Origin of the sequence: Actinoplanes sp. G11-F43 (assembly GCF_050589265.1) — a bacterium.
GTDB lineage: Bacteria > Actinomycetota > Actinomycetes > Mycobacteriales > Micromonosporaceae > Actinoplanes.
Map to the genome: position 1 here is coordinate 1 of NZ_JBNZCE010000027.1, position 23,085 is coordinate 23,085.

General features: G+C 71.5%; 29 protein-coding genes. 19 read left to right on the forward strand and 10 right to left on the reverse strand.

Going from position 1 to position 23,085, the window contains the following annotated elements; all coding sequences use genetic code 11:
• Positions 1 to 35: 35 nt before the first annotated feature.
• Complete coding sequence (locus ACQ0O7_RS30120; RefSeq protein ID WP_430786841.1) at positions 36 to 311, reverse strand: hypothetical protein; 276 nt, start codon at positions 309 to 311, stop codon at positions 36 to 38.
• Positions 312 to 780: 469 nt separating this feature from the next.
• Here ACQ0O7_RS30120 and ACQ0O7_RS30125 point away from each other — a divergent pair, with 469 nt between their 5' ends.
• The 3 genes from ACQ0O7_RS30125 (at position 781) to ACQ0O7_RS30135 (ending at position 4,047) form a co-directional block, all read left to right on the forward strand.
• The gene (locus ACQ0O7_RS30125) at positions 781 to 1,821 is read left to right on the forward strand and encodes a hypothetical protein (protein ID WP_430786843.1); all 1,041 of its coding nucleotides are present in this window, start codon (positions 781 to 783) and stop codon (positions 1,819 to 1,821) included.
• An 825-nt stretch (positions 1,822 to 2,646) separates the two neighbouring features.
• Positions 2,647 to 2,928 (forward strand): hypothetical protein, encoded by a 282-nt coding sequence (locus ACQ0O7_RS30130; protein WP_430786845.1) that lies wholly within the window; start codon positions 2,647 to 2,649, stop codon positions 2,926 to 2,928.
• Between the two features lie 99 nt (positions 2,929 to 3,027).
• Positions 3,028 to 4,047, forward strand: coding sequence for an ADP-ribosylglycohydrolase family protein (locus ACQ0O7_RS30135; protein ID WP_430786847.1), 1,020 nt, complete (start codon positions 3,028 to 3,030; stop codon positions 4,045 to 4,047).
• Between the two features lie 43 nt (positions 4,048 to 4,090).
• Here the strand turns inward: ACQ0O7_RS30135 and ACQ0O7_RS30140 are convergent, their stop codons facing one another.
• Both ACQ0O7_RS30140 and ACQ0O7_RS30145 read right to left on the reverse strand, forming a co-directional pair.
• Positions 4,091 to 4,573, reverse strand: coding sequence for a prepilin peptidase (locus tag ACQ0O7_RS30140; protein ID WP_430786849.1), 483 nt, complete (start codon positions 4,571 to 4,573; stop codon positions 4,091 to 4,093).
• 272 nt (positions 4,574 to 4,845) lie between these two features.
• Positions 4,846 to 5,052, reverse strand: a complete 207-nt coding sequence (locus ACQ0O7_RS30145; protein ID WP_430786851.1) for a helix-turn-helix domain-containing protein — start codon at positions 5,050 to 5,052, stop codon at positions 4,846 to 4,848.
• A 331-nt stretch (positions 5,053 to 5,383) separates the two neighbouring features.
• Between ACQ0O7_RS30145 and ACQ0O7_RS30150 the strand changes: the two genes are divergently transcribed.
• The 12 genes from ACQ0O7_RS30150 (at position 5,384) to ACQ0O7_RS30205 (ending at position 16,344) form a co-directional block, all read left to right on the forward strand.
• Entirely contained in the window at positions 5,384 to 5,956 is a 573-nt protein-coding gene (locus ACQ0O7_RS30150; RefSeq protein ID WP_430786853.1) for a hypothetical protein, read from the forward strand.
• Positions 5,950 to 6,858: a hypothetical protein gene (locus tag ACQ0O7_RS30155; protein WP_430786855.1), complete on the forward strand. Its 909-nt coding sequence runs from the start codon at positions 5,950 to 5,952 to the stop codon at positions 6,856 to 6,858. Before ACQ0O7_RS30150 ends, ACQ0O7_RS30155 begins: the two co-directional genes overlap by 7 nt.
• Positions 6,855 to 7,556, forward strand: a complete 702-nt coding sequence (locus tag ACQ0O7_RS30160) for an SAF domain-containing protein (RefSeq protein ID WP_430786857.1) — start codon at positions 6,855 to 6,857, stop codon at positions 7,554 to 7,556. The genes ACQ0O7_RS30155 and ACQ0O7_RS30160 overlap by 4 nt, the downstream gene beginning before the upstream one ends.
• 3 nt (positions 7,557 to 7,559) lie before the next feature.
• On the forward strand, positions 7,560 to 8,363 hold the full coding sequence (locus ACQ0O7_RS30165) for a ParA family protein (protein ID WP_430786859.1): 804 nt from the start codon (positions 7,560 to 7,562) through the stop codon (positions 8,361 to 8,363).
• Positions 8,356 to 9,891 (forward strand): CpaF family protein, encoded by a 1,536-nt coding sequence (locus ACQ0O7_RS30170; protein ID WP_430786861.1) that lies wholly within the window; start codon positions 8,356 to 8,358, stop codon positions 9,889 to 9,891. The genes ACQ0O7_RS30165 and ACQ0O7_RS30170 overlap by 8 nt, the downstream gene beginning before the upstream one ends.
• Positions 9,888 to 10,778 (forward strand): type II secretion system F family protein, encoded by an 891-nt coding sequence (locus ACQ0O7_RS30175; RefSeq protein WP_430786863.1) that lies wholly within the window; start codon positions 9,888 to 9,890, stop codon positions 10,776 to 10,778. Before ACQ0O7_RS30170 ends, ACQ0O7_RS30175 begins: the two co-directional genes overlap by 4 nt.
• Positions 10,775 to 11,659, forward strand: a complete 885-nt coding sequence (locus ACQ0O7_RS30180; protein WP_430786865.1) for a type II secretion system F family protein — start codon at positions 10,775 to 10,777, stop codon at positions 11,657 to 11,659. Before ACQ0O7_RS30175 ends, ACQ0O7_RS30180 begins: the two co-directional genes overlap by 4 nt.
• A 36-nt stretch (positions 11,660 to 11,695) precedes the next feature.
• On the forward strand, positions 11,696 to 11,872 hold the full coding sequence (locus ACQ0O7_RS30185; RefSeq protein WP_430786867.1) for a hypothetical protein: 177 nt from the start codon (positions 11,696 to 11,698) through the stop codon (positions 11,870 to 11,872).
• 62 nt (positions 11,873 to 11,934) lie between these two features.
• The gene (locus ACQ0O7_RS30190) at positions 11,935 to 12,306 is read left to right on the forward strand and encodes a TadE/TadG family type IV pilus assembly protein (protein WP_430786869.1); all 372 of its coding nucleotides are present in this window, start codon (positions 11,935 to 11,937) and stop codon (positions 12,304 to 12,306) included.
• Entirely contained in the window at positions 12,303 to 12,743 is a 441-nt protein-coding gene (locus ACQ0O7_RS30195; protein WP_430786871.1) for a TadE/TadG family type IV pilus assembly protein, read from the forward strand. The genes ACQ0O7_RS30190 and ACQ0O7_RS30195 overlap by 4 nt, the downstream gene beginning before the upstream one ends.
• Entirely contained in the window at positions 12,740 to 13,153 is a 414-nt protein-coding gene (locus ACQ0O7_RS30200; protein ID WP_430786873.1) for a pilus assembly protein TadG-related protein, read from the forward strand. The genes ACQ0O7_RS30195 and ACQ0O7_RS30200 overlap by 4 nt, the downstream gene beginning before the upstream one ends.
• A gap of 14 nt (positions 13,154 to 13,167) precedes the next feature.
• Entirely contained in the window at positions 13,168 to 16,344 is a 3,177-nt protein-coding gene (locus tag ACQ0O7_RS30205) for a LysM peptidoglycan-binding domain-containing protein (RefSeq protein ID WP_430786875.1), read from the forward strand.
• Positions 16,345 to 16,429: 85 nt separating this feature from the next.
• Here ACQ0O7_RS30205 and ACQ0O7_RS30210 read toward each other — a convergent pair whose 3' ends face one another.
• Together ACQ0O7_RS30210 and ACQ0O7_RS30215 are read right to left on the reverse strand one after the other, a co-directional pair.
• A complete protein-coding gene (locus ACQ0O7_RS30210; protein ID WP_430786877.1) occupies positions 16,430 to 16,564 on the reverse strand; it encodes a hypothetical protein in 135 nt (44 codons plus the stop codon).
• Positions 16,561 to 16,800 carry a hypothetical protein gene (locus ACQ0O7_RS30215; RefSeq protein WP_430786879.1) on the reverse strand — a complete coding sequence of 80 codons (240 nt, stop codon included), beginning with the start codon at positions 16,798 to 16,800 and terminating at the stop codon, positions 16,561 to 16,563. Before ACQ0O7_RS30215 ends, ACQ0O7_RS30210 begins: the two co-directional genes overlap by 4 nt.
• Positions 16,801 to 16,878: 78 nt before the next feature.
• Here ACQ0O7_RS30215 and ACQ0O7_RS30220 point away from each other — a divergent pair, with 78 nt between their 5' ends.
• Positions 16,879 to 17,157 (forward strand): hypothetical protein, encoded by a 279-nt coding sequence (locus tag ACQ0O7_RS30220; RefSeq protein WP_430786881.1) that lies wholly within the window; start codon positions 16,879 to 16,881, stop codon positions 17,155 to 17,157.
• A gap of 9 nt (positions 17,158 to 17,166) precedes the next feature.
• Here the strand turns inward: ACQ0O7_RS30220 and ACQ0O7_RS30225 are convergent, their stop codons facing one another.
• A complete protein-coding gene (locus ACQ0O7_RS30225; protein WP_430786883.1) occupies positions 17,167 to 17,361 on the reverse strand; it encodes a hypothetical protein in 195 nt (64 codons plus the stop codon).
• Between the two features lie 30 nt (positions 17,362 to 17,391).
• Positions 17,392 to 17,955 (reverse strand): AAA family ATPase, encoded by a 564-nt coding sequence (locus tag ACQ0O7_RS30230; RefSeq protein WP_430786885.1) that lies wholly within the window; start codon positions 17,953 to 17,955, stop codon positions 17,392 to 17,394.
• A gap of 164 nt (positions 17,956 to 18,119) precedes the next feature.
• On the opposite strand from ACQ0O7_RS30230, the gene ACQ0O7_RS30235 reads away from it, so the two are divergent.
• The 3 genes from ACQ0O7_RS30235 to ACQ0O7_RS30245 all read left to right on the forward strand — a co-directional run bounded on the left by ACQ0O7_RS30235 (position 18,120) and on the right by ACQ0O7_RS30245 (position 20,117).
• A complete protein-coding gene (locus tag ACQ0O7_RS30235) occupies positions 18,120 to 18,632 on the forward strand; it encodes a hypothetical protein (protein ID WP_430786887.1) in 513 nt (170 codons plus the stop codon).
• Positions 18,633 to 18,683: 51 nt separating this feature from the next.
• On the forward strand, positions 18,684 to 18,983 hold the full coding sequence (locus ACQ0O7_RS30240; RefSeq protein ID WP_430786889.1) for a hypothetical protein: 300 nt from the start codon (positions 18,684 to 18,686) through the stop codon (positions 18,981 to 18,983).
• Positions 18,984 to 19,052: 69 nt separating this feature from the next.
• A complete protein-coding gene (locus ACQ0O7_RS30245) occupies positions 19,053 to 20,117 on the forward strand; it encodes a hypothetical protein (protein ID WP_430786891.1) in 1,065 nt (354 codons plus the stop codon).
• Positions 20,118 to 20,228: 111 nt separating this feature from the next.
• Here the strand turns inward: ACQ0O7_RS30245 and ACQ0O7_RS30250 are convergent, their stop codons facing one another.
• The 3 genes from ACQ0O7_RS30250 to ACQ0O7_RS30260 are packed head-to-tail and all read right to left on the reverse strand — an operon-like array spanning position 20,229 to position 23,059.
• Positions 20,229 to 21,887, reverse strand: coding sequence for a tyrosine-type recombinase/integrase (locus ACQ0O7_RS30250; protein WP_430786893.1), 1,659 nt, complete (start codon positions 21,885 to 21,887; stop codon positions 20,229 to 20,231).
• Positions 21,884 to 22,507 carry a hypothetical protein gene (locus ACQ0O7_RS30255; RefSeq protein WP_430786895.1) on the reverse strand — a complete coding sequence of 208 codons (624 nt, stop codon included), beginning with the start codon at positions 22,505 to 22,507 and terminating at the stop codon, positions 21,884 to 21,886. Before ACQ0O7_RS30255 ends, ACQ0O7_RS30250 begins: the two co-directional genes overlap by 4 nt.
• Positions 22,508 to 22,558: 51 nt before the next feature.
• Entirely contained in the window at positions 22,559 to 23,059 is a 501-nt protein-coding gene (locus ACQ0O7_RS30260) for a hypothetical protein (protein ID WP_430786897.1), read from the reverse strand.
• Positions 23,060 to 23,085: the final 26 nt, after the last annotated feature.

Genomic DNA, 23,085 nt, shown 5'->3' on the forward strand with positions numbered 1-23,085 from the left:
CCCGATCACCTACGAGCGGATCCAAGAAAGATCAGCTACCATCCCACAAGCCGCATAAACCCCGTGTCCAAGTTCCGGGGGTAAGGCCCCGTCTGCAGTTCTGCCTGTGCTGCGTCATGGAGCGCCAGCGCCAGATCCTGCACAAATGCCTGCCAGGTGGCCACCGCCATGACGATCGTGCCGCGATTGAGCGAGGTCTCCTGGTCGCGTCGACCCCGGCCGCCGTTGCCAGCGGCTCGATGAACCGCCACCAGGTTCTCACAGTGCTTGAGCGCGCCGACGAAGTTGTCAACAGCCTGCTGGACGTCCATCGAACCCCTTAGTCGCCGCTGTAGATCGAACTGATGGTGATCGCCGAGGGACCGTCGGCCCGGGGCGACGGTCTGGTCGAGGTCAACGGTCGGTGTGTAGCAACTCGACGGCCCGGGCCGGGTACGCGTCGGTAGGCAGTGTAGATCCGGGTGAAATTGAGCGAGGCGTGCCCGATCGGACCGCGGCCTGATCCGCGACTTCAACGGTCCGCACCACGCCGAGCTGCATCTGGACGTTGCATTCAGCCTCACCCGCTACCAGTAGCGCCGCGGCTTTGAGGTCTCAGAAGATCCGTCCGGCCGTAGTGCCCGTGGGCGGCATGAATCAGAGTCAGTGAAACAGCCTGTGGCCCTATTCTGTCCAACGGGTCGATCTTCTTCGGGCCGTGCACCGTTGCACTGTTTCAGCTGTGGTTCACAGCCTTGCCGAGCAACTCGACTTTGATCGACGTTAGTAGGCTGCCGAGGCGTGAGCGAGGAACAGCCCAGAACCAGGATCCGGTGGGGTGCCGTGGTTCTCTGCACGCTGGCCGGAGCGGTGTTTGTCCGACTTACATTCGCCATCGCCGGCGGTGATAAGGCGGAGGACATCATGCTCTCGTTCCTTGTGGAGGCCTCCGCGGCATGGGTCCTACTCGCACTCTTCTTCGTGTTGGAACGCGGCTTTACCCGCCAGGTGACACGAACCGTCACGCGGCAGGTACAGGAGGAACTTGTCGCCCCGCTGGAACGACGCCTGGCCGGCCTAAGCACCCGAATCGATGATCTACAAGCGAATGTCGACGAGCAGATCGAGAAACAACACTCCTGGCATCACGACCTCGTCACCGCGATGGACGACATGGCCTTCGGCAACGTGGCGGCCGCGCTCGCCGAAGCTACCCGGCTCAAGGCGATCGACAGCGGCTGGATCCGGGTCCAGGCCAACGCCGACGTCAAAGGAATCTGGCTCGCCTTCAGCTACGGCGCCTACTTCCAATACGAGCAGCAGGTATCGGACAACGTCATCATGATCACCGCGTATCCCGCTGGCAAGCCCGACACGTTCAGCCCGGTTAGCAGCAGCCAGGTATCCGAGGAATGGCGCCCGGACGAGACGCTCGTTGAGGTGGCAGGGCGCATCAAGGACAAACTTCGCCAGGAAGGGCACTACCGTCAGCCCAACAACCGCCCGGACTGGAGCCTCGCCGCGCGCAACGTGCAGCGCGCACTCGGCTTGACACTGCCGGACGACGCCCCGATCACCACGTCGCTGCACCGGCTCACCGGCGATCTCGCCATCACCGACCGGGGCGTAGAACACCTCGACGGCCGCCTGCTCATTGCGATCGCGGACGTTCCCTCATCCCGCAAGGGGTGGAACCCGCCATGCCCGCAAGGCCTCGATGAGACTGCCTGGCAGATCGTCGTCCAGGAGGCCCCTGGCTTGATCGGCATAGGAAGACGACTGTTTCCATACGGGCCCAGCATCAAGACCTGGATCCCGAAGGGAACCGGTTACAACGCCTGACGCACTGTCAGCGAGTCGAACGAGCCACCGTCACTAACATCTGCCGGCGCCGGCACTGCCAGTCGGGACTGGGCGTCGACGTGCGGACCGTGTGGCGGGTGGCTGGAGATGACCGGGCCCAGCCGGTACCCGCCGCGCCCAACCGGTCCCGGTGGACCGGGAGGCGTTCGCGTACTTCCGCGGCAACATCGCTGCGGTTGCCCGGGCGGCCCGGACGGCGGTGGTGTCCGGGCTAGGCCGGGGCTAGGCCCCGGTCGCCGGGGAGCCGGTGCCGGACTTCCTCGTGACCGGCTGATCTGGGGCGCAGCCGGTCATCGAGCGCACGTTGCAGCGCGCGTTCGGAGCAGGTGCCGACACCGGCGGACCTGGCGGTCTGGCGCACCGGGGAGAAGGCCACTGGACCGCGGCCTAGTCCGCAACCTCAACGGCCCCGCACCACGCCGAGCTACATCCGCACGTTGCGTTCCTCAGCCGCTACCAGTAGCGCCCGCCATCGGGGGCCAGGCGCCTCGGCGCGTCCGGCCAGTGACAAACCTGTCGGCGACCGTGGCATCACCTGTTGGTTCGAGTGGCAACAACCTGTCACTCAACATCTGTCGCGCCAGGCTGCGAGCAGCACCTCAGCCTCGTACGACATGCCGCACGCACTGACACAAGATGAGAAGACCTACTGACAGGAAGTGAGGAATCCACTGACATCCAAGCGAGAAGTCTCACGGCGCGCAGCACTGAAAGCGTCGAAACCGGTGCCACGACCACTGCGACCCTTGCATCAATATCAATCTAACGTTAGACTGATATCAGTCAGTCGACAGGGGAGGCACAATGATCGAGAAGATCGCTCGCGACGTGTACCAGGCGTTCGTCCAGGTCCGGCCGCACGAGGACGGTGGCTTCGTCGCGACCGCCCACGGCCGCAGCTTCCACGACAACCTCTTCGCCCTCGGCGCGACCGAGGCGGAGGCCAAGAGCAGCCTCGCGGAGACGATCATCGCGGCGCTGAACGGACCGCTCGGTGCCACGCGGGGCTTCAGCGCGGGCCGGTTCAAGCGGGTCATGCTGCTCGACGTCTCGCTCTACCCCACCGAGGGCCCGACCGAGCAGTGACGTGCCGCCGGGCGGGGAAGCGCTGAGACCAGGCCTTCCCCGCCCGGCGGCCGCCGTTCCCGCCCGGCTGACCGCCCCTCCGCCCGGAAGGACAGCAGCATGTTGACCAGCAACGCCACCAGTACCGCCACCGGATCGCTGTTCGGGCTGGCCTACGGCGACGCCCTCGGTAAGGCCACCGAGTTCCTCCGCGTCCCGGCGATCGTCGCCCGCTACGGCCCGGGCGGGCCCCGCGACCTGGAAGGCACTCCGGCCCTCGTCACCGACGACACCCAGATGGCGCTCGCGGTCGCGCACGCACTGCACAACACCGACGAGTTCACGCCGCAGGCCCTGGAGCCGCTGCTGCGCGACGGATTCGTGGCCTGGTCGCGCAGCCCCGACAACAACCGGGCACCGGGCGCCACGTGCATGGGCGCCTGCGGCCGGCTTGCCCGCGGTGGCCGCTGGCAGCAGGCCACCGCCGTGCATTCCAAGGGCTGCGGCGCGAACATGCGCGTCACCCCGGTCGGCCTCGTCGCCTCGCTGGACCTCGACGAGGTCGCCGGCATCGCCCAGTTCCAGGCGGCGCTGACGCACGGGCACCCCACCGCCCTGGCCGCCGCCGAGCTGACCGCCTACGCGATCCGGATGCTGCGCGACGGCGCCGACCTGGCCGACCTTCCCGGACTGCTGCACGAGCGCTGCAGCAGCCAGCGCCGCCGCTACCACCACGCCTGGCTGGGAGACCTGTGGTCGGTGGCCCGCTCCCGCAGCCCCGAAGCGTTCATCGCCACCGGCTGGGACGAATGCGCAGCCGCCGTCGGCCGGCTCCGTGACGCCCTCGTCGCCCCGGACGCCTCCGCCGACCCGTGCCAGGCGACCGGAGCCGGCTGGATCGCCGAGGAGGCGCTGGCCACAGGCCTGTACTGCGCGCTGATGTTCCCCGACAAGCCGGTCGTCGCCCTGGCCCGCGCGGCCACCACCTCGGGCGACAGCGACTCCATCGCCTGCCTCACCGGTGCCTTCATCGGCGCGGCCGCGGGCATGGACGCCTGGCCGTCCGGGTGGTCTGAGCGCATCGAGTACGCCGAGCAGTTGGCGCACCTGGGGGCAGCCTGGGACGGCGTCAGCCCGTAGTGGACCATGCACGCCGTGCCGCGGCGAGCGACACCGGGCTCTCCTACGCGCGGAGCGCGGTCAGCGCAATGACCGCGCCCGCCACCAGGAACGGGCCGAGCGGGATGCGTGTGCGCCGTCGGGCCCTTCCCCGGGCGAGCAGCACCACAGCCCATCCGCCCGCCAGCACGGCCGCGGCAAGCATCCCGGCGTAGACGGCCACCCACCCCAGCCATCCCAAGATCACACCGACGGCGGCGGCGGCCTTGACGTCGCCCCAGCCCAGCGCGCCGGACAGTGCCACGAGGCCGAAGACCACCGTCAGCGTCACGCCCGCCAGGACGGCGCGAAGCCAGTCGTCACCACGCTGCTCGATCACCGCCGGCACCAGCAAGCCAGCCACCGTGCCGACCGCCCAGGCCGCGGTGATCGCGTTCGGCAACCTCCGCACCCGGGCGTCCACCACCGCGGCGGCCACCCCCAGCCCGCCGAACCACAGGTAGGCCGGCAACTCCCAGCCCGATCGCGTGCTCAGCGCCAGCGCCACCAGCGTCAGGACGGCAGCCGCTTCGACGACCCAGGGCGCCCCGCCCAGACCTGCGCCACAGCCGGCACACCGCGACCGAGCGGTCACCGACGGCCCCGCGGACCCCATCAGCCTCATGCCGCAGCCCGGGCACGCCCGTCGCCACGGTGTGCCCGCCGGCACGGCGTACACGGTGGACAGGGCGCGAATCCAGGCCGGCGGCGACAGCGCCCGCCAGGGCCGTACCGTGCCGGATCCCGGCCGTGCGGACGGATTCACAGTGGACGCGCGCGTCATGGCCGACCGTTTCGGTGCCGCAGCGCGGCCAGGACCTCGGCCAGGTCGAACCGCCACGGCGCCCGCGGCTTGTCCTGTCGGCGGATGGCGGGTATCTCCCCGGCACGCGCCATGACGTACACCGTCTTGTCCGACAGGTTCAGGCGCGCGGCCAGTTCCTTGACCGATAGCAGCCGCGCGTCAGCCGAAGGCGCATCAGGCACGGTGGGGCACTCCTCGAGTAAAGAATCCGTGACGTCACTGTTGGTGACTACGTCGGAACGGTGTCGTGCGTACGCACCTGTCGCGTAGCCGCTGTGGGGATGTATGACCGCATTTGTTCCCACAGGATATGCAAAGCATCGATCACTATCGGTAGTAGAAATCGGTCAACATTGGAACTGCTCGGAAAGTAGTGCCTGGTCAACGAGTTCGTCAATCAGCTACAGTCGCGCCTCGCGGACTTGATCCATTGGGGACGGCCTGGCCGCCGCTCGGATGGGCCATGGGCCGCCACGCACCGCGATTCGACGCCACGGGGAGGCGACAATCTGCATGCGCGCACTCAGGACCACCAGGCTCACTGCTGCGCTGACCATCACCGCGCTGACACTCGGTGCCTGTACGGGCGACGATCCCGACCCGCCACCGCCCTCGGCGCCCGCGCCGGCTCCCAGTGCCACGGCGACACCATCCGCCGCGACCGACGACGCCGCCGTCCGCGACGAGGTGCTCAACCGGTACCGCGGTTACAACGCCGCCTACACCCGGGCCCAGCTAGCCGCCAACGCGCAGGACGAGGAACTGCTGAGCTTCCTCGAGACGCCGCTGAAGCAAAACGTCGTGGCGTTTCTGGCCCAGACCAAGCAGAACGGCGCCGCCTACCGCGGCGAGCCGCAGTCACAACCGACGATCGCCAAGGTCGATCTGAAGGCCACGCCGCCGACCGTCCTGGTCTCCGACTGCTACGACGCCACGAACTTCCTGCTGTACTTCACCAAGAACAACCAACCCGTGCCGATCAAGAGCGGGCCACGCCGCTACATCATCGAGACCACCGCGACCGACTTCGGCGCGCGCGGGTGGCTGTTCACCCGGGCCCAGAGCTTCCCGGACCGGACGTGCTGACCCGGCGCCTGCTCGCCGTTGCCGCCTCGGTGCTGCTGGCCACGCTGGCCGCCGCAGCGCCGGCGCTCGCCGACCCCACCGGCGGCGGCGACTGCGGCCGACCCGACTGCACCGTGTGGGGCGGCGACGGCGGCGACGGTGGCGACAACGGCCGCGACAACGACGACGGCGGCAGCGGGGGCGGCAGCAGCGGCTGCCACTACGGCGGCCGGACCGTGCGCTGCTCCATCCCCAGCCTCGGCTGGTTCAACAACCGTGACGGCTGCTACTACCAGAAATCCCCGCCCCCGCCGCCCGGCCTCGGCGACGAACCTCCCGCTGGCGAGGTCGGCAACTGGTACACCATCACGTGCGGGATGTACAACGGCGGCCCGGTCGAGGCCCGCATCGAGTGGGTGCCCGGGGCACCGCTGCAGCAGCCCCCGGACCCGGAGGAACTCGCCCGCCGCGCCCTGGCCACGATCACGCTCAAGGGCGCCGACATCGGCATGGCCCCCCAGCAGAACGGTGCCGGCCTGGTGTACCTGCCGGTCTGGATGTGGACGACGGTCACCCCCAACACGTGGGGGCCGATCGGCGCCTCGGCCTCGGACTCCGGCCTGACGGTCACCATCACCGCGAAGGCAGAGCGCATCGTCTGGGACATGGGTGACGGGCACTCGGTGACCTGCACCAGCCCGGGCACCAAGTTCACCGCCGGCAACGGCGGCAAGCAGTCACCCACGTGCGGCTACACCTATGCCAAGCCGAGCCGTGACCGCGCCGGCGGCAAGTACCGGGTGACCGCCACGACGTTCTGGCGCGTCGACTGGGCCGGCGGCGGCTCCACCGGCGTGATCAACACCGACCGCACGGCAAGCACAACCGTTCAGATCGACGAACTGCAGGTGGTCAACCGATGAGCCTCACCGACACCCGGCCCAACGGTGCTCCCGCACCGGCGAGCGTCCTGCCGGCGAGCGTGCCGGCCGCCAAGGCGGCGCTCCCGCGCCGGCGGCGGCCCTGGATGTTCGCGATCGGTGTGGTCGCCGTCGTCCTGGGTTTCCTCGGCGCCTACACCTGGGCTACCGCAGCCGGGAACAACCAGCCGGTGCTGGCGGTGGCGGCCACCATCAGCGCCGGACACCAGATCACCGCCGCCGATCTGAAGATCGTGCAGGTCAGCGCCGGCTCGGGGTTGGCCCCCATCGCCGAAACCGCCCGCGACCAGGTGATCGGCAAGTACGCGCGCACCGAACTGGTCGCGGGCACGCTGTTGGTCGAGCAGCAGTTGACCGACAAGGCCATTCCGGGTTCCGGCCAGCAGCTCATCGGCCTGGAGCTCAAGCCGTCGCAGCTTCCCGCCCGGGCACTGCGCCCCGGCGAACGGGTCCAGCTGGTGATCACGTCCGACCCTCGCAACGTCACCCTCGACGCCAAGGGCGCCGCCGCGCAGACCCTGCCGAACCCGCCGACCTTCCCCGCCACCGTCGCCGGGGTCGGCCCGACCGCCACCGACGGGCAGATCGTGATCGACGTCGTGGTCCCGGCCGCGAACGGGCCCGGCCTGCTGGAACGGGCATCACAGGGCCGTGTCGCGATCTCGCTGGTGGCGGGGTAGGCCGTGGCCCTCATCGCCGTCACCGCCAGCAAGAGCTCGCCCGGCGCCACCGTCACCAGCCTGGCGCTGACCCTCGCCTGGCCTCGCGCCGCCGTCCTGGCCGAATGCGATCCGTCCGGCGGCAGCGTGCTGACCGGCTATCTCGCCGGGCACACCCCTGCCGACCGGGGACTGGCCCAGCTGGCCGTGGCCGACTACCACGGCCGGCTCTACGACGCCTTCGCCAGCCAACTGGTCTACCTCGACGACCGCGAACCGCAACGGCTGCTGCTGCCCGGGGTCACCGACCCCGCCCAAGCCGCCGGCCTGACCAGTTCCTGGGACCGCCTCGGCGACTACCTGCGCCAGCTGGACCGTTCCGAGCCGCCGGTCGACGTCATCGCCGACTGCGGCCGCATTCCCGCGTTGAACGCCCCGCTGGCCCTGATCCGGCACGCCGACGTCGTCCTGGTGGTCATCGGCCGCACGCTCGGCGCCGTCGACGCGGCCGCCAGCCGTCTCGCCCTGCTGCGCCGCGAGGTGGAATCCCGCGGCGGCGTGGTCCGGCTGATCGTGCGCGGCCGCGGCGACTACGACGCCCGCGAGATCGCCAAGCGCCTGGAGACTCCTGTGCTCACCGAACTGCCCGAAGACTCCAAGACCGCAGGGATGCTGTCGCTCGGCACGGGCACACCCCGCCCCAGCGCCACCCTGCTACGCGCGGCCCGCTCGGCCGCCGAACCGTTGCAGACCCTCATCGACCAGCGCCGCAACGCCCTTGCGGTGCCCGCGTCCGGCGCCACCGCCCGGGAGACCGCCCGTGCCTAGCTCCAAGCCACCCGTCTTCTTCCGGCCCCCCGGCGACGCCCCGCCACCGCCCACCAACGGCAACGGCAACGGCCGATCGACCCTCTCGATCACCGCACCCACGGACAGCACCTCCACGGCGGTCACCCCGGTCGTCACCACCGACATCAGCCGGCCCGCCGGGCCCGCCGACCTGCCGTACCAATTCCGGCCCGCCCCGGCCCCCACCGAGATCGACTACGAGGTCGTGGCCACGCTGCAGGCCACAGTGGGAGACCGGATCCGGGACCGGGTTCTCGGGCGCGACGTGCTCAACGCCGAGCTGCGCGCGATCACCGAGGAAGAGACCCGCCGGGTGGTCAACGAACACGTCGACCACCGGATCCAGGCCGGCGACCGCGACCAGGTCCCGCCCGGCTACGCGGACGCCCTGATCCAGGCGGTCACCGCGTTCCTGCTCGGCCTGGGACGGCTCCAGCCCCTGATCGACGACCCCGACGTGGAGAACATCGCCGTCCTGGGCTACGACCAGGTCCGCGTCGAATACGCCGACGGCCGGGTCGAGGAGAACGCCATCCAGGCCGCCGCGAGCGACGCCGACCTCATCGAGATGCTGCAGCGCCTGGCCGCGCGCGGCGGCAACACCGAACGAACCTGGTCGACGTCGAAGCCGGTCCTGCACCTGCGGCTGCCCGACGGCTCCCGGCTGGTCGCGGTGTACGTGGTCACGCCCCGCCCGGTCGCGGTGATCCGCCGGCACCGGATCAAGAACATCAGCCTCGACGGCCTCGTCGACATCGGCTCGATAACCCCGATCCTGGCGGCCTTCCTCAAGGCCGTCGTCGCCGGCGACATCAGCGCGATCATCGCCGGTGAGCCCGGCTCCGGAAAGACCACCCTGCTGCGGGCGATCGCCTCGGAGATCCCGGCCACCGAGTGGTTCGCGACCATGGAGACCGAGCACGAGCTCGGATTGCCGCACCCGTGGGTGATCCCCATCGAAGAGCGGCAGGGGCACGGGGAGATCGGCGCCAACGGGCGGCCGGAGGGCGAGCTCGCCCTGGCCGACCTGTTCGCCGACACCCTGCGGATGAACGTGCGCCGCGTCGTCGTCGGTGAGGTCCGCAAGGCCGAGATCGTCTCCATGTTCGACGCCGGCGACACCACCCAGGGCACTCTGAGCACCATCCACGCCCGCCGCCCGCACCTGGTGTTCGACCGGCTGGCCAGCCTCCTGATGCGTTACGGCGCCAGCCCCAACCCGCAGGGCGCCTACATGCAGATCGTCAACGCGGTCGACCTGGTGGTGTTCCAGCGCCGGGACCGCCGGACCGGCCGCCGCTACGTCTCGCACGTACTGGAGGTCAACGGGCTGTCGGAGAACGGGATCGGCATCGCCCGCAGCGAGCTGTTCGCTCCGCGCACTCCCGGCGGACTGGCCGAGCCCACCGGCGTGCGACCCGCCAACGACATCCTGGACGCCTTGCTCTACGGCGGGTTCGACCCGCAGCTGCTCACCGGCGACGGCACCTGGCAGCGGGGGCGATGATGCCGGCGCTGCTGTTCGGCCTGGCCGTCGCCGTCGCGGTGGCCGGGATCATCCTCGTCGTCGTCGGGATCGTCGGCACCTCCCGGCCGGCTGCCCCCACCTCCAGGACCCGTCGCACGCTGCACCGGCTCTGGGCCGGTGAAGGCCTCTCCACGAGCGAACGACGTGCCCGCCAGCTGGTGGCCGCCGCCGCCGTGGTCAGCACCACGGCGGTGTGGCTGATCACCACCATCCCGATCGCCGGCATCATCGCCGGCCTCGCCACCATCGGGGTGCCCTGGCTGTTCACCGCCGGGCGGGCCGAGCAACGCGCCATCACCAAGCTCGAAGCCCTCGAAGCATGGACCCGGCGCCTGACCGACCTGGTCCGTACCGGACTGGGCCTCAACCAAGCCATCATCGTCAGCACCCGCGACGCCCCGGACGCGATCGCCGGCGACCTGCGCACCCTCGAGGCCCAGCTGCGGGCCGGCGTGCCGATCCTCGTCGCGCTGGACCGCTTCGCCGCCGCGCTCGGGGACGCCACCGGCGACGAGGTCATCGTGGCGCTGCGGCTGCACGCCACCGACCGCGGTCAGCGTCTCGCCGACATCCTCGGCAAGATCAGCGAAAACATCGGCCGGGAGATCACCATGCGGCGTGAGGTGTGGGCCAGCCGCGCCGACCCGCGCCTGACCACCCGGTTCATGACCATCCTGACGATCGTCGTCTTGACGTTCCTGTTCGCCAACCCCGTCTACATGCGCCCGTACGGCACCCTGCTCGGCCAGGTGGTGCTGACCGCCAGTCTGGCGGTCTACGCGGTGCTGCTGATCTGGATCCGCCGGCTGAGCTCCGCCCGGCAAGTGCCCCGCGTCCTCGACATCAGCCAGGGGAGTCAGCCGTGACCACCTTCGCCATCACCGCGATGCTCTTCGGGGGCCTGGCCGGTCTCGGGCTGTACCTGATGCTACGCGGAGCCCTGCCCGCCGGCCCGGCGCTCGGGCCGGCCCTGCAACGCCTGCATCCCACCGCCCCGGCGACGTCCGCGGCTCCCGCCACCGACGTCAGCCCGGCCGGCCGGTGGATCGCCGCTCGGATCGGCCACTGGTTCCGGCCGCCGACCAGGGAACTGCGCCTGACCGGTCAGAGCACCGAACGCTACGTGGTCGAGAAACTCGCCTACCCCCTGGTCGGACTGCTGTTCCCACCCGTCATGACCTTCGTGCTGTCGGCCGCGGACATCCACCTGTCGTTCGTCGTCCCCCTGGCCGGGTCGCTGGGCCTGGCCGTGCTGATGTTCTTCCTGGTCGACGTCAGCATCAAGCAGAAGGCCGCAGAGGCCCGCGAGCAGTTCATCCGGGCCGTCGCCGTCTACCTCGACCTGGTCGCCCTGGAACGATCGGCCGCGCACGGGCCCGTGGAGTCCCTCGAGCGGGCCGCCCGGGTGGGCGAGGGCTGGGTGTTCGAACGCATCCGGGAGAGCCTCGACGGCGCCCGGGTCACCGGCGTGGCCCCCTGGGACGGCCTGACCAGGGTGGCCGAGGAGATCGGGGTGCCCGAACTCGGCGACGTCGGCGACATCATGCGGCTGTCCGGCACCGAGGGCGCCCAGGTCTCCGACACCCTGGTCAGCCGCGCACAGTCCCTGCGGGTCCTGCTGCGCACCAAAGAGCAGGGCCGCGCCAACACCGCGACCACCGTGCTCTACATCCCCACCAGCCTGACGGTGATGGTGCTGTTCGTCATCGCCGGCTACCCGTTTCTGATCAGGCTCGCCGCCGGGTGAGCCACTCACGGAGGGAACAACATGTTCGACAGGAACATGATCAGAGTCCTATGGGCGCTGGTCCGGGCCCAGGCCCGGGAAGCTGCCGGTGAGGACGAGGGCGCCAGCGCCATCGAGTACGTCGTCCTCGCGCTGGGCGGCCTGCTGATCGCCGGGCTCATCTACCTCGCCGTACGGGCCGCCGTCGAGACCCGGACCGCCCAGATCACATGAGTCCCCAGCGCTCGGCTGCCAGCTACCGCCACCTGCACCGGTGGCGGCAGCTGGCAGCACGGATGCGCCACGATGACGGGGGAGCGGCCCTCGAGTACGTCATCGTGGTGCCCGTCGTGCTCGCCGTCATGTTCCTCGCCATCCAGGTCGCGATGTACTCCTACGCCCGCTCCATCGCCCTGACCGCGGCACAGGAAGGTCTGACCGCCGCCCGCGCGTACGACGGCAGCGCCGGCGCCGGCTCGGAGCGCGCCCGCAGCTTCATCGACCGCGCCGCCGGGGACTCGCTGACCGGCACCCGAGTGTCGGTCAGCCGCGCCGGCGAGCAGGCGACGGTGACGGTCACCGGCCGCAGCCTGTCCCTGGTCCCGGGCATCAGCGGGTTCAACGTCAGCCAGAGCGCGGTCGGCCCGGTCGAACGGTGGACGCAATGACCCGACGAGCACCGCGGTGGCGGCGCGACGATGGCTCCGCGGCGCTGGAGACGGCCATCCTCGCTCCGCCCATGCTGCTGTTCATCGCCATGGCGATCATCGGCATGCGCATCGAGATCGCCGGCGGATCCATCGAAGGCGCCGCCCACGACGCCGCCCGGGCGGCCAGCATCGAACGCTCCGGCCGCGCTGCGCACGCCGCCGCCCTGACCACCGCCCGCAGCAGCCTCGACCGGCAAGGGCTGCGCTGCTCCGACCTCGACATCGCCGTCGACACCGGCGGTTTCACCACCGAACCCGGCGAGGTGGCGGTGGTCCGCGTGGTGATCGGCTGCACCGTCACCTTCGCCGATGTGACCGGCGCCGGCCTGCCCGGCAGCCGCCGCATGCAGGCCGAGTTCGTGTCCCCGATCGACGTGTTCAGGAGCCGTACATGATCCGCCGGTTCCGCCGCCAGGACGACGGCGGCATCGCCCTGCTCGTGGTGGGTATGGCCTTCGCCGTCCTGGTGATGATCGGCTTGGCCGTCGACGGGGGCGGCAAGATGCGCACCCTGCAGAACGCCGACAACATCGCCGCAGAGGCGGCCCGCGCCGCCGGGCAGGCCATCGACCTCGACCAGGCCGCCGCCGGCGGCGAGAAGGTCGCCGACCCGGCGCTCGCCGCCGCCGCGGCCCAGCAGTACCTGCGGTCCGCCGGCGCCACCGGGACCGTGTCGATCAGCGGCGACCGCCGGCAGATCACCGTCACCGTCACCGGTCACTACAACACCGTGCTCCTCGCGATGATCGGCTACTCCCGGCTCACCGTCACCGGTCACGGCACCGCCCAGCTGCTCACCGGCTGACCAGGAGGTCGTGCATGGCATCTCGCACCCTGCGCCGCACCGGACAGATCCTGACCGGTCTCGCCGCCCTACTCGCCCTGATCGTCCTGCTGGTCGGGGTGCCGGCCGGGCTCGCCCTGCTCGGCGGTAATCCCCTTCCCGAACAGCTGCCCACCTGGCCGCAGGCCTTCGACACCCTGATGCGGCCCGACGACGGCACCCTGTTCATCGCGGTGCTGACCGTCATCGGCTGGATCGCCTGGGCGGCGTTCGCGGTACCGATCATGGTCGAAGCCGTCGCCCGGCTGCGGGGCATCCGCACGCCCCGCCTCCCCGGGCTCAGCGCACCCCAGCGCGTCGCCGCAGGACTACTGGCCGCGGTCAGCCTGGTCATCGCCTCCCCGGCGGTCGCCGCGACCACCGGCACACCCGCATACGCCAACGCCCCCACCACCGCGATCTCCGCCGCCGTGGTCGAGCAGCACACCACGGCAGCACCACACCAACCCGCCACCACCACCCCACCCGCGATAGCCGCCACGACCGAGACCACCAGCGCCAGGCCGGTAGCCGCCAAGGCCGAGACCGCCGACGCCGGGTCGAGCACCTACACGGTCCGCCGCGGTGACCACCTCTCCGCCATCAGCGATCGCGTCCTCGGCGACGCCAGCGCCTACCCCCAGTTGGCCGAACTCAACAAGGAACGCATCGACGACCCAGACCTCATCCAGCCCGGATGGAAGCTGAAACTGCCGGCCAGCGCAGAAGACCGGGGCGTGCAGGCCCACGCCAAAGGCACCGTCACCGAAGTCGACGCCGACGCCGTGACCCCGGCACCCGCCGAGCCCGCAACACCGCAGCCGGCCCCCGCCACGGCCACGCCCGCCGCGCCGGCACCGGAAGCCACTGCTTCCGCCCCCGCCACCCCGCCAGCGGCGCCTGACACTGCGGCCACGGCAACCGAGGCCCCCTCCGGCGACAACGACACCGAACAGCACGACGACCTGGCCGTTCCGCTCACCGCAGCCGCCACCGGCCTCACCGTGCTCGCCCTGCTGACCCTGCTCACCCTGCGGCGGCGCCGCGCGCGGCAGCAGCAGCACCGCCGCCCCGGACGACGCATCGCCCAGCCGGTCGACGGCACCAGCGAGGCCAGACTCCGCGTCGCCGCCACACCCACCGATCTCGACCGGCTCGACGTCGCGCTGCGCCACCTGGCCGCGGGACTGGCCGACCGCCCCGACGACCAGTGGCCGGACGCCGTCGCCGCCTGGCTCGAGCACGGCACCATCAACCTGGTCCTCACCAACCCCTGCCCGGCCGGGCCGCCACCGCCCTGGCAGGCCGACGGCGACACCATCTGGACCCTGCCCGCCGCGCAGTCGCTGCCGGCCGCCTCCGACCAGCTCGCACCGCTGCCGACCCTGGTAGCCCTCGGCTCCCAGCCCGAGCAGCACCTGTTGGTCGAACTCGAGCGGCTCGGCATGCTGACGCTCACCGGCGACCGCCCCCGGGTGCTGGACCTGCTGCGCTACATCGCCGGCGAACTCGCCCACAACCACTGGTCCGACGACGTGTACGTCACCCTCGCCGGCTTCGACCCCGATCAGGCCCGGCTGCTGCGCCAGCTCAATCCGGACCGGATCACGGTCGCCGAGACCATCGAGACCGCGGTGGCCAAGCTACGCCGCCAGTTCGACGACACCCGCACCGCCCTGGACGCCACGGGCACCCCCACCACCGTGCACGGCCGCGGCACCGACGACAGCGGCGACGCGTGGCCCCCGCACGTGCTGCTCATCGCTGAACCGGACCCCGACCTGCAGCCGCTGCTGGCCGACCTCGAGCAGTTGCTGACCACGCACCCGTCCAGTGGCTTCGCCGCCGTCGTCACCGGAGGCGACCAGCCGCACGGCCGGTGGCCGGTCACCGTCACCGCCGACGGCGCGCTGGGCGTGTCCTTCCTGACCGACAGCCCGCTGACCGCGTCCGCACTTCCCGCCGACATGCTGCAGCCGCTCGCCGACCTGCTGCAGGCCGCCGACATCGTCACCGATGAACCGGTCCCACCGGCCCCGGACACCGAAGAGTGGGCCGCCGGCACCGACGCCGCCGGCGGCCTGCGCGACATGCTCGACGTCGACGAGGCCCACGACAGCGACGAGCCCGACGACGACCGCGAGCAGCCCACGGCCGCGGACACGCCCGGCGAGCACCCCGCCCCGCCGGTGAAGTCACCGGTGCCGATCACCGCCCGCACCGATACCCACGGCCCGGCCGCCTGGAAGCCCGTCGACTCGGTGCTGATCACCCTGCCAGCCACCCCCGTCGACCCGGCCGTCGCCGAACGCCGGCGCCGCGATCGCGAGCAACGTGACCCCCATCTGGACGCCGACCTCACCGCCTGGACCAGTGGCGACCTGTCCCGGCCGCGCATCGCGATCCTCGGGCCCGTCGAGATCCAGGCACCGGGGACGACACCGAGGAACCGGCAGCGCTTCTACGCCGAGTTCGTCGTCTACCTCGCCTCCCGCGGTGCCCGCGGCGCCACCGCAGCCCAGCTGGAGGACGCCATCTGGCGGGAGCAGGACGCCAGCTCGAGCACCCGCCGCTCGGCGATCTCCCGCGCCCGGACCTGGCTCGGCGACACCGCCGACGGCGGCAAGTGGCTGCCGCTGATGGCCGGATCCGAGCAGCTCTACCGCATCGCCGACGGCTACCTGTTCGACTGGGCGTTGTTCCGCCGGCTGCGGGCCCGCGGCGAAGCTCGCGGCGACGACGGCGCCGCCGACCTGCGCCAGGCGCTCGAGCTCGTCCGGGGTGCCCCGTTCGCCGGCGTCCAGGACGCCTACACCGGCGACCGGATCGCTTATGCCTGGCTGCCCGACTCCGACATCGCCCCCACCCACCTGGTCGCCGCCATCGTCGACACCGCACACCAGCTCATCAACCTGTGCCTGGCCGCCGACGACATCACCGGCGCCCGCTGGGCGCTGGAACGCGCCTGGCACGCCGACCCGGACCGCCACGAGGCCCAACCGTGGCGCGACGCCATGCGCATCGCCCATGCCGACGGCCGCGACGCCGAGCTCAAGGCCCTGCTGCACGACCTGATGCGCCACGTCGACGCTGCCGACACCGAAGACCTCGACCCCGGCACCTACCAACTGGTGCGGCGCCTGATGCCCTACCCGCACCGCGCCGCCAGCTGACGCAGATGCCACCCGGGCATGACGGGAGCCCTCGACCATCGCGGCCGAGGGCTCCCCGATCTGCACGGGCGAGAAGGTCGCGGTGTCACCGGCCACCGATGAGCCGGTCGACCTCGCCGTCGCGGGGAGGCGCGGGCGAAGACTCCTCCCGGCCGGTGGACAGGTCGATCTGATGCCGCTGCAGGTCCTGGTAGATCGCCTGGCTGCCGACGCCGGTCACCCGGGCGGCTCGATGATCGTGTCGTCGAGGACCAGGGCCACGTCGCGCGGACAGTAGCTGGAGAACCCGCTGCTGCTGGACCAGCCGGGCGCCGCGAACGCTCGCCCGTGGTCGACGATGGCCGGCCGGTGCACCACCACGCCCAGGTCCCGCAGCTGGGCGGCCAGCATGTCCAGGTCGACCAGCGCGCCGCCGGCTACCTGCGCACCCGCACCCCCTGACGCCGCCGGCCCCATCCGGCGAAAGCGCGTATCCGCCCCGGCCGGACCCGGTAGAAGAAGCTGCAGAACCATCCGCCAGGTCAGGAGCCCTCCGTGCAGCGCAGCGCCATGAACCACCTCTTCTACAACCTCGTCCGTCGCCGGGAGGGACAACCCGATGCCACGGTGCGAGGCCGGATCAACTCCACCCGGCACGCCTTCCTGGCTCCCGACGCCGATGTTCAGGCCGGTGACCAGCTCGTCGACGACGAGCGCATGAAGGCGGCCTTCCTCATCTCCCGGGTCACGCCGCAGATGGGCTACAGCCAGATCGACCACCTCAAGGTCTCGCTGCGCCAGCCACCCCGGCCACGGGCCCGCCGTACTCCCTGACAAGAGCCGTCACGGCTGGGGATCGACGGGCAACGCCGTCCAGGTGCCGTCGCGGCCTGCCACCGCTCGGGCGGAGTTGATCCCGCGAACCCGGAGGACCATGGTGCCGAGCACCACCTGATAGTCCTGGTCGTCGTCGGTGGCAGCGTAGCGGCGGGCGATCTCGTCGAGCTCCTCGTCGCTGTAGCCCTCGCCGTAGGCCATGTCGTCTCCTCACACCGGGGCGGCTGGGGGTCAGACCGGTGCGCCGGTCAGCCAGGTTCGCGTGCGGTACTCGGCGGGCACCTGCCCACGGAGCCGGGCCTGACCGTCGGCGTCGATCCACAGCACGGCAGCGAGTCCGTCGGGCACGTGCAGCAGGCCGGCCGGGAACTCGGCGCAGATCCTGGCGTGGGTGGCGCGGACGAAGGACTCGGGAACCCGGCGGCGACCGCGGCGGCGGGCGTTGCGGTCCAAGCAGATCTGCAACGGCACGTCGAAGACCACGGCGACCACCGGGCGCCCGTGCTGATGCGCCGCCTCGAGCAGTTCGTCGCGGTGCCGCGGCTCGGCGTTGGTCGCGTCGACCACCGTGGTCTGCCCGAACTGCATCCGGCCCTGCACGATCGCGTGCAGGATCCTGACTGCCGCCGGCGTCGCGGCCTGGTCGGTGTGCCGCCCGCACACCCGGAACCGCAACTGATCGGAACTGATGATCGCCGACGGCGGGAAGTGCCGGTGCGCCCAGGTCGATTTGCCCGCCCCGGGCGCCCCGACGGTCAACAGCAGCAGGCCGCCGGCGGACATCGTGGTGCTCATGAAGCCTCCGATCACAGCAGAAGAAGAGCCGCCGACCCGTACCCGCCGGGGCCGGCCCATAGCGGGGGATCGGCACGAGGGCCGACACCAACCGTCTCCTTCGGGACTCCTTCCCGTCAATGTTATCGAGTACATTGGCATATGTTGAAGGAACATAGGAGTTGATGGTGATTCTGGTACACGTCAAGAAGACCTGGCCCCAGCACCTCGGCGGCCAACTGACCGCCGAGGAGTCCGTTCTCGGCGACTGGGCGCCGATCGCGCGCGCGGCGCTCGAGGAGTACGGCGACGTCCTGGGCGCAGTGCACGAGAACGTCATCGTGGCCGTCTACGACATCGACCCGGACGCGACCACGTTCGTCGACAAGAACACCGTGCGGTTCGCCGGCGTGCCGTCGACCCGATGGGCGCACCTGATCGGGCAACCGAACCCCGGCCGGGCCTGGGGCCGGCGCGGCTACGCCCGCAACGTGCAGTACCTCGACACCGCCGTCGTCGCCGGCGGCGACGTGACCGCGCACCCGACCCCAGAAGGTCGCCGGGCGGTGGTCGGCGGCTTCACCCTGACCGTCACCGACGACGGCAACGCCGTTGTCCTCGTGCCGGCCGACCGCACCCTGACCGTGAAGCCTGTGCCCGGCCCGGTGGGCGAGCCATCCGCAGAATCACCGTCCTGAATCCCTCGATCGCCTCCGCGCGGGGCTGTCCCGCTCACCGAAAGGAAGACCATGACGTCATCCCCGACCTGGCCGCCGCAGGGCCGGCCCCCGACCGCGCAGGAACTCGCCGACGGGCGGGCCGTCGAGCACGACGACGGCACTTTCAGCTGGAGCCCGACCAACGCCGACTTCAACTGGAGCAGCCGGGCCGAAGAGCGGGCCAGCGGCCTCCCCGCCGCGTACGACGACCTCCCCGGCCTGCTCGAGGCGATGGACGCCGACGCGAGAGAGCTCGAGGCGATGGGCGCCGACATGGGGCAGGCCCTCGGTGACCGGGAGCCGCCCGTCCCTGACGCCGATCCGTTCTGATCCGAGCCGATGTGCCAATAGTGTCGACTCACTCGACATGTCGAATGGTTCGACACTATGGTCGTCGATGTGACCCCGATCGACCCCCGCGCCGCCGCACTGGCTGATCTCCGCGAATGGACTGAGCATCAGGCCACTGCCCGGCAGCGGCTCATCGCCGCCGCCTGGCGCGCCGGCGTCCACAACGTCGCCGAGCTGGCTCGCGCCGCCGGCGTCCGCCGCGACACCGTCTACGCCGACCTGCGGCGGGAGAACATCGACCCGACGGAACGGAGCACCATGCCGACGACGACCCTGCCCTCCCGCCGCGCCCAGGTCCGGGATCGCCTGATCCCGATCCTCGCCGAACTCCCGCTGCGAGGCCCGCGCGAGGAGAGTCCCGATCCGGCCGCCGTCCTGCGCCAGGCCGGGCGCGTCACGATCCTCAAGCTGCTCTACGGCCTGGAGGAGGTGGCGGAGGTCTACACCTCCTGGCTGGACACCTCCCTCGCCGAGCAGGACGCCACCGCTACCGGCCTGGCGACCTGGTCCGAGGCGGGGATGCCCACCGCCCCGCTGCCGCGATGGACCCGCGACCGGCACGGCTTCCTGTGCGTCGGCTGCGGCGAGAACTTCTGGACCCTGGTGAGCCGCGGCGATGTCAGCAGCCGCTGGTGCAAGACGTGCGCGCGGGACCTGGCAGAGCTGCGCAGCGAGCAGGTGTGGATCCCGCGGCGGTCCCCGCTGCACCACGACATCGCCTTCCCCGGCGTGCTGCCGGACGAGCGGTACGACAACCTGCTGCCGGTGAACTGGAACGGCAGCATCGACATCACCGAATACGTGATGGGCGAGGCGGACGCCTTCCTCGCCGGGTACGGCTGGATGGGCCTGGCCACCAGCGACGAGCCGTCGCCGCTCACCGGAGACCTTGAGGCACCGACGCTGAAGGCGGCAGGCCAGACCACCAAACCGGGCCACCGGTTCGCCTGGACGGCCTCGTTCGCCTACGACCGCGGCCCGAACGGCTGGCGCAAGACGCCCTACGGATTCCGGCTCGTCACCGGCACCCTCACCTCCGACCACGGCGTCAGTACCTTCGACGACGCCTTCACCATGCTCGACACCATCGCCGCCGGAAATAACGCCCAGTAGACGACCCCCGCAGCCCGCGGCCACGCCCCTTCCCCCGCTGGGGCTGCCCGCGGGCTGCGCCACGCCCGGGCCCGCACCCCCGGCAGGGTGAGGCCGAGGAGCCGGCGCGGGCTACGCGTCCTTCGCGGAGGCGCTGCGCCGGCTGGCGCGGCGGGCCCCGAGTACGAGTGACGGATCGCGGTCGAGGTTGTGCCGGTCGCGGTCGTAGCGGCGGGTGGTCCGCGGATCGGCGTGGCCCATGGCGTCCTGGACGTCTTCCAGCGGCACCCCGGCCTCGCGGGAACCGGTGGCGAAGGCGTGCCGCAGCGAGTGCGGGGACAACCGGTCCGCCGCCGCGATGCCGCAGGCCTTCGCCAGGCGCCGGATCATCAGGAACACCTCCGGCTCGGCGAGCCGGCCGACCCCGCCGTCCGGGCTGGTGGTGGCAAACAGCGGCCCGGCGAGCTCGTCGACGGCCACCGCGGCCGCCGCGGCGCGCGCCTGCAGGTACTCGTCGATCCCCTCGAGGGTGTGGGCCGGCAACGTCCGCTCCCGCGCCCGGCCGCCCTTACCGATGTAGCACAGGGTCCGCTGGCCGCGGTTGGCCGTCAGATCGCTGATGTCGCGGTCGAGCGCCTCGCTGATACGCAGACCGAGGTCCGCCAGCATCCGGAGCAGCGCGCGGTCGCGCCATGCCGCCAGCAGCCGCAACGACCAGGTCGCAACCTGCTGCTCGGCGCAGGCCAGCAGCGTGGTCACCTCCGCCGCTGTGAACCCCACACCCCCCTCGGCGTCGCCGGCGAAAGCCTCGCACAGCCACCGCCGCGACAACCGGTGCGCCGGCCGGACACCGGCCGCCCTCACCAGGCGGCGCAGCCCGTCGGTGACCTCGAGTTCGGTGAGCCGCTCGCGGCCGTCGTCCGAGCCGGTACCGGCGAAGAGTGGCCCGGTGAGCTCGTCGACGCTCATCCCCGCCGCCCTCGCCCGGGCCCGCAGGTAGTCGTGCAGACTTCCGGCCGACGCCGGCTGCTGGCCCTGGTCGCCGCCGCCCGGGGCCCGAAGCGCGAGTCGCCCTCGCGGATCGGGCCGGGTCTGGTCGGCGACGTCGAGGCCGACGGCCTCGGCGACCGGCAGCGCCCGGTCGGCGAGCAGCCACAGCAATGCCCGATCCCGCCGCGCCGTCAACAACCGCGTCTCGCGGGTGCGGATCTGCTCGTCGGCGGCCGCCAGGAGCCGGTCGACCTCGTCCTCGGTCAGCCCGACCGTGCGGGAGACGTGATGGTCGACCTCGAGCCGCTGGACACCGGTCACGGGATTACGGTCGAGCACGCCGGCGGTGTTGGTCAGCAGGTAGGTGTACCAGCTGGACAGCGAGGCGAGCGCCCGGTTGACGGTGCTGGGCTTGGCCGGCCGGCCGTGGGGCCCATGCAGTTCCCGCCAGACCCGGTACTGGCCGAGATCGGTGGCCCGGGCGGTCAGCGGATCGAGTCGTTCCCGCTCGCACCAGGCCAGAAAGGTGCCCAGATCGGCGTCGTGGGCGGTGCGGGTCCGCGGCGAGCGGGCCTCGAACAGCCATCCCGCGGTCAGCCGCCGCACGCCGTAGCGGCTGGCCCCGTCGTCGACCGGCAGCGCCGGATAGCCGGCCGTGCGCGCGGCACACCAGAGCATCAGCTCGTTGACCGCGGCACCCGGCGACGCTGCGGCCACCGGCACCGGCGCGGCGTGCGTGCCGGCCGGCTGGCCGGACAGGACCGGCACGAGCCGGTTGCCAGACGGATCGGGACTCGTCACCAGGGCCGCTCCTCCATGCCGGCGCCGACCGGAGCCCCCGGTGCCGACGTCCACCGTTCGATCGCGGTGGCTCGCTCGAGCAGCTGGGCGCTGCGGGCGGCGAGCACCGCGGTGTCGAGCAGCCGCCGCAGGTCGCCGGCGGCGCCCGCGTCCCGGTCGTCGAGCCGGATCTGCTCCAGGCCCAGGGCGCGGGCGTAGAGGGCGGGCGCCGCGGCCGCGGTCAGGTGGAAGACGTGACCGCCGGCGCCGCGCTCGAAGCTGTCCCGGTTGGCCTCGTCGTGCAGACAGACGTCGTCGCGGTGCAGGCCGAGCCCGGTGATCTGCTGGACGAAGCCGGGATTGCTGCTCCACGGCCCGTGCACGCGCCGGACGGTGCCGTCGTGCATGGGCAGGGTGAACACCGCGCCGTTGTAGCCCTCCGGGTTACCGGTGTCGGCCAGGAAGCTGACCAGGCCGCTCGGCTCGTCGACGGCCAGGTAGATGACGCCGGCACGCCGACCGTGACGGTCGCTCAGGTCGTACGGGTACGCGCTCCAGGTCAGGTCCTCGCAGCGGGCGAGGCGGTCGACGAGGATCTGCAGGCGGCCGGCGTGGTCGATGCGGGTGTCCAGGATGTGCATGGCGGAGCTCCTCGGCTCGTCGGTGGGCGAGAGGGCTTGGCTGCGCGCTGCCTACCCCGTGGCGTCCAGCACCCGGGCGACGTGGTCGTACTGGGCGGCGTGCTGCGGCAGATGGGGCAGGTCGGCTTCGAGCCGGCGCTGTCCGGCGGCCCAGGGAGCCCAGATCTCCGCGGCGGCCGCGACGCTGAGCCCGGTGGCGGCGGTGATCTGCTCGGCGGTGGCGCCGCTGATGACGGCCTGGTGGATGCGGCTCGCGGTGATGGCGCCGAGGTGCGCGTGCAGCGCCCGGACGGTCGCGAGCTTCTCCAGTTCGAGGTCCCGGCGGGCGAGGCGCCGCGGATCGAGCGGTGCGACCTCGGTCGCGAAGGCTTCGGGGCCGAGCCAGCGGAACACGTCGCCGACCCGCTGGGCCAACTCGATCGGGTTCACGCGCTCGGCGTCGGCCAACGTCGTCGGGTGCTGCGGCGGGTCCGGATACCTCGGGTCCACGACCCTGCCGGTCGCGGCACCGCCATCGGCGTCCGGGGCTCCACCGGAAAGCGAATTCGTCATAGCCCAAGGATAAGGGTGATTAGTCT

Excerpts from the sequence above, each read along its gene's own strand:
- ACQ0O7_RS30135 (WP_430786847.1), top strand. The coding sequence starts at position 3,028 with ATGTTGACCAGCAACGCCACCAGTACCGCCACCGGATCGCTGTTCGGG.
- ACQ0O7_RS30175 (WP_430786863.1), top strand. The coding sequence starts at position 9,888 with ATGATGCCGGCGCTGCTGTTCGGCCTGGCCGTCGCCGTCGCGGTGGCC.
- ACQ0O7_RS30255 (WP_430786895.1), bottom strand. The coding sequence starts at position 22,507 with ATGCACATCCTGGACACCCGCATCGACCACGCCGGCCGCCTGCAGATC.
- ACQ0O7_RS30235 (WP_430786887.1), top strand. The coding sequence starts at position 18,120 with ATGGTGATTCTGGTACACGTCAAGAAGACCTGGCCCCAGCACCTCGGC.
- ACQ0O7_RS30240 (WP_430786889.1), top strand. The coding sequence starts at position 18,684 with ATGACGTCATCCCCGACCTGGCCGCCGCAGGGCCGGCCCCCGACCGCG.
- ACQ0O7_RS30190 (WP_430786869.1), top strand. The coding sequence starts at position 11,935 with ATGCGCCACGATGACGGGGGAGCGGCCCTCGAGTACGTCATCGTGGTG.
- ACQ0O7_RS30160 (WP_430786857.1), top strand. The coding sequence starts at position 6,855 with ATGAGCCTCACCGACACCCGGCCCAACGGTGCTCCCGCACCGGCGAGC.
- ACQ0O7_RS30230 (WP_430786885.1), bottom strand. The coding sequence starts at position 17,955 with ATGAGCACCACGATGTCCGCCGGCGGCCTGCTGCTGTTGACCGTCGGG.
- ACQ0O7_RS30130 (WP_430786845.1), top strand. The coding sequence starts at position 2,647 with ATGATCGAGAAGATCGCTCGCGACGTGTACCAGGCGTTCGTCCAGGTC.
- ACQ0O7_RS30225 (WP_430786883.1), bottom strand. The coding sequence starts at position 17,361 with ATGGCCTACGGCGAGGGCTACAGCGACGAGGAGCTCGACGAGATCGCC.
- ACQ0O7_RS30120 (WP_430786841.1), bottom strand. The coding sequence starts at position 311 with ATGGACGTCCAGCAGGCTGTTGACAACTTCGTCGGCGCGCTCAAGCAC.
- ACQ0O7_RS30215 (WP_430786879.1), bottom strand. The coding sequence starts at position 16,800 with ATGGGGCCGGCGGCGTCAGGGGGTGCGGGTGCGCAGGTAGCCGGCGGC.
- ACQ0O7_RS30150 (WP_430786853.1), top strand. The coding sequence starts at position 5,384 with ATGCGCGCACTCAGGACCACCAGGCTCACTGCTGCGCTGACCATCACC.
- ACQ0O7_RS30195 (WP_430786871.1), top strand. The coding sequence starts at position 12,303 with ATGACCCGACGAGCACCGCGGTGGCGGCGCGACGATGGCTCCGCGGCG.
- ACQ0O7_RS30205 (WP_430786875.1), top strand. The coding sequence starts at position 13,168 with ATGGCATCTCGCACCCTGCGCCGCACCGGACAGATCCTGACCGGTCTC.
- ACQ0O7_RS30260 (WP_430786897.1), bottom strand. The coding sequence starts at position 23,059 with ATGACGAATTCGCTTTCCGGTGGAGCCCCGGACGCCGATGGCGGTGCC.
- ACQ0O7_RS30185 (WP_430786867.1), top strand. The coding sequence starts at position 11,696 with ATGATCAGAGTCCTATGGGCGCTGGTCCGGGCCCAGGCCCGGGAAGCT.
- ACQ0O7_RS30200 (WP_430786873.1), top strand. The coding sequence starts at position 12,740 with ATGATCCGCCGGTTCCGCCGCCAGGACGACGGCGGCATCGCCCTGCTC.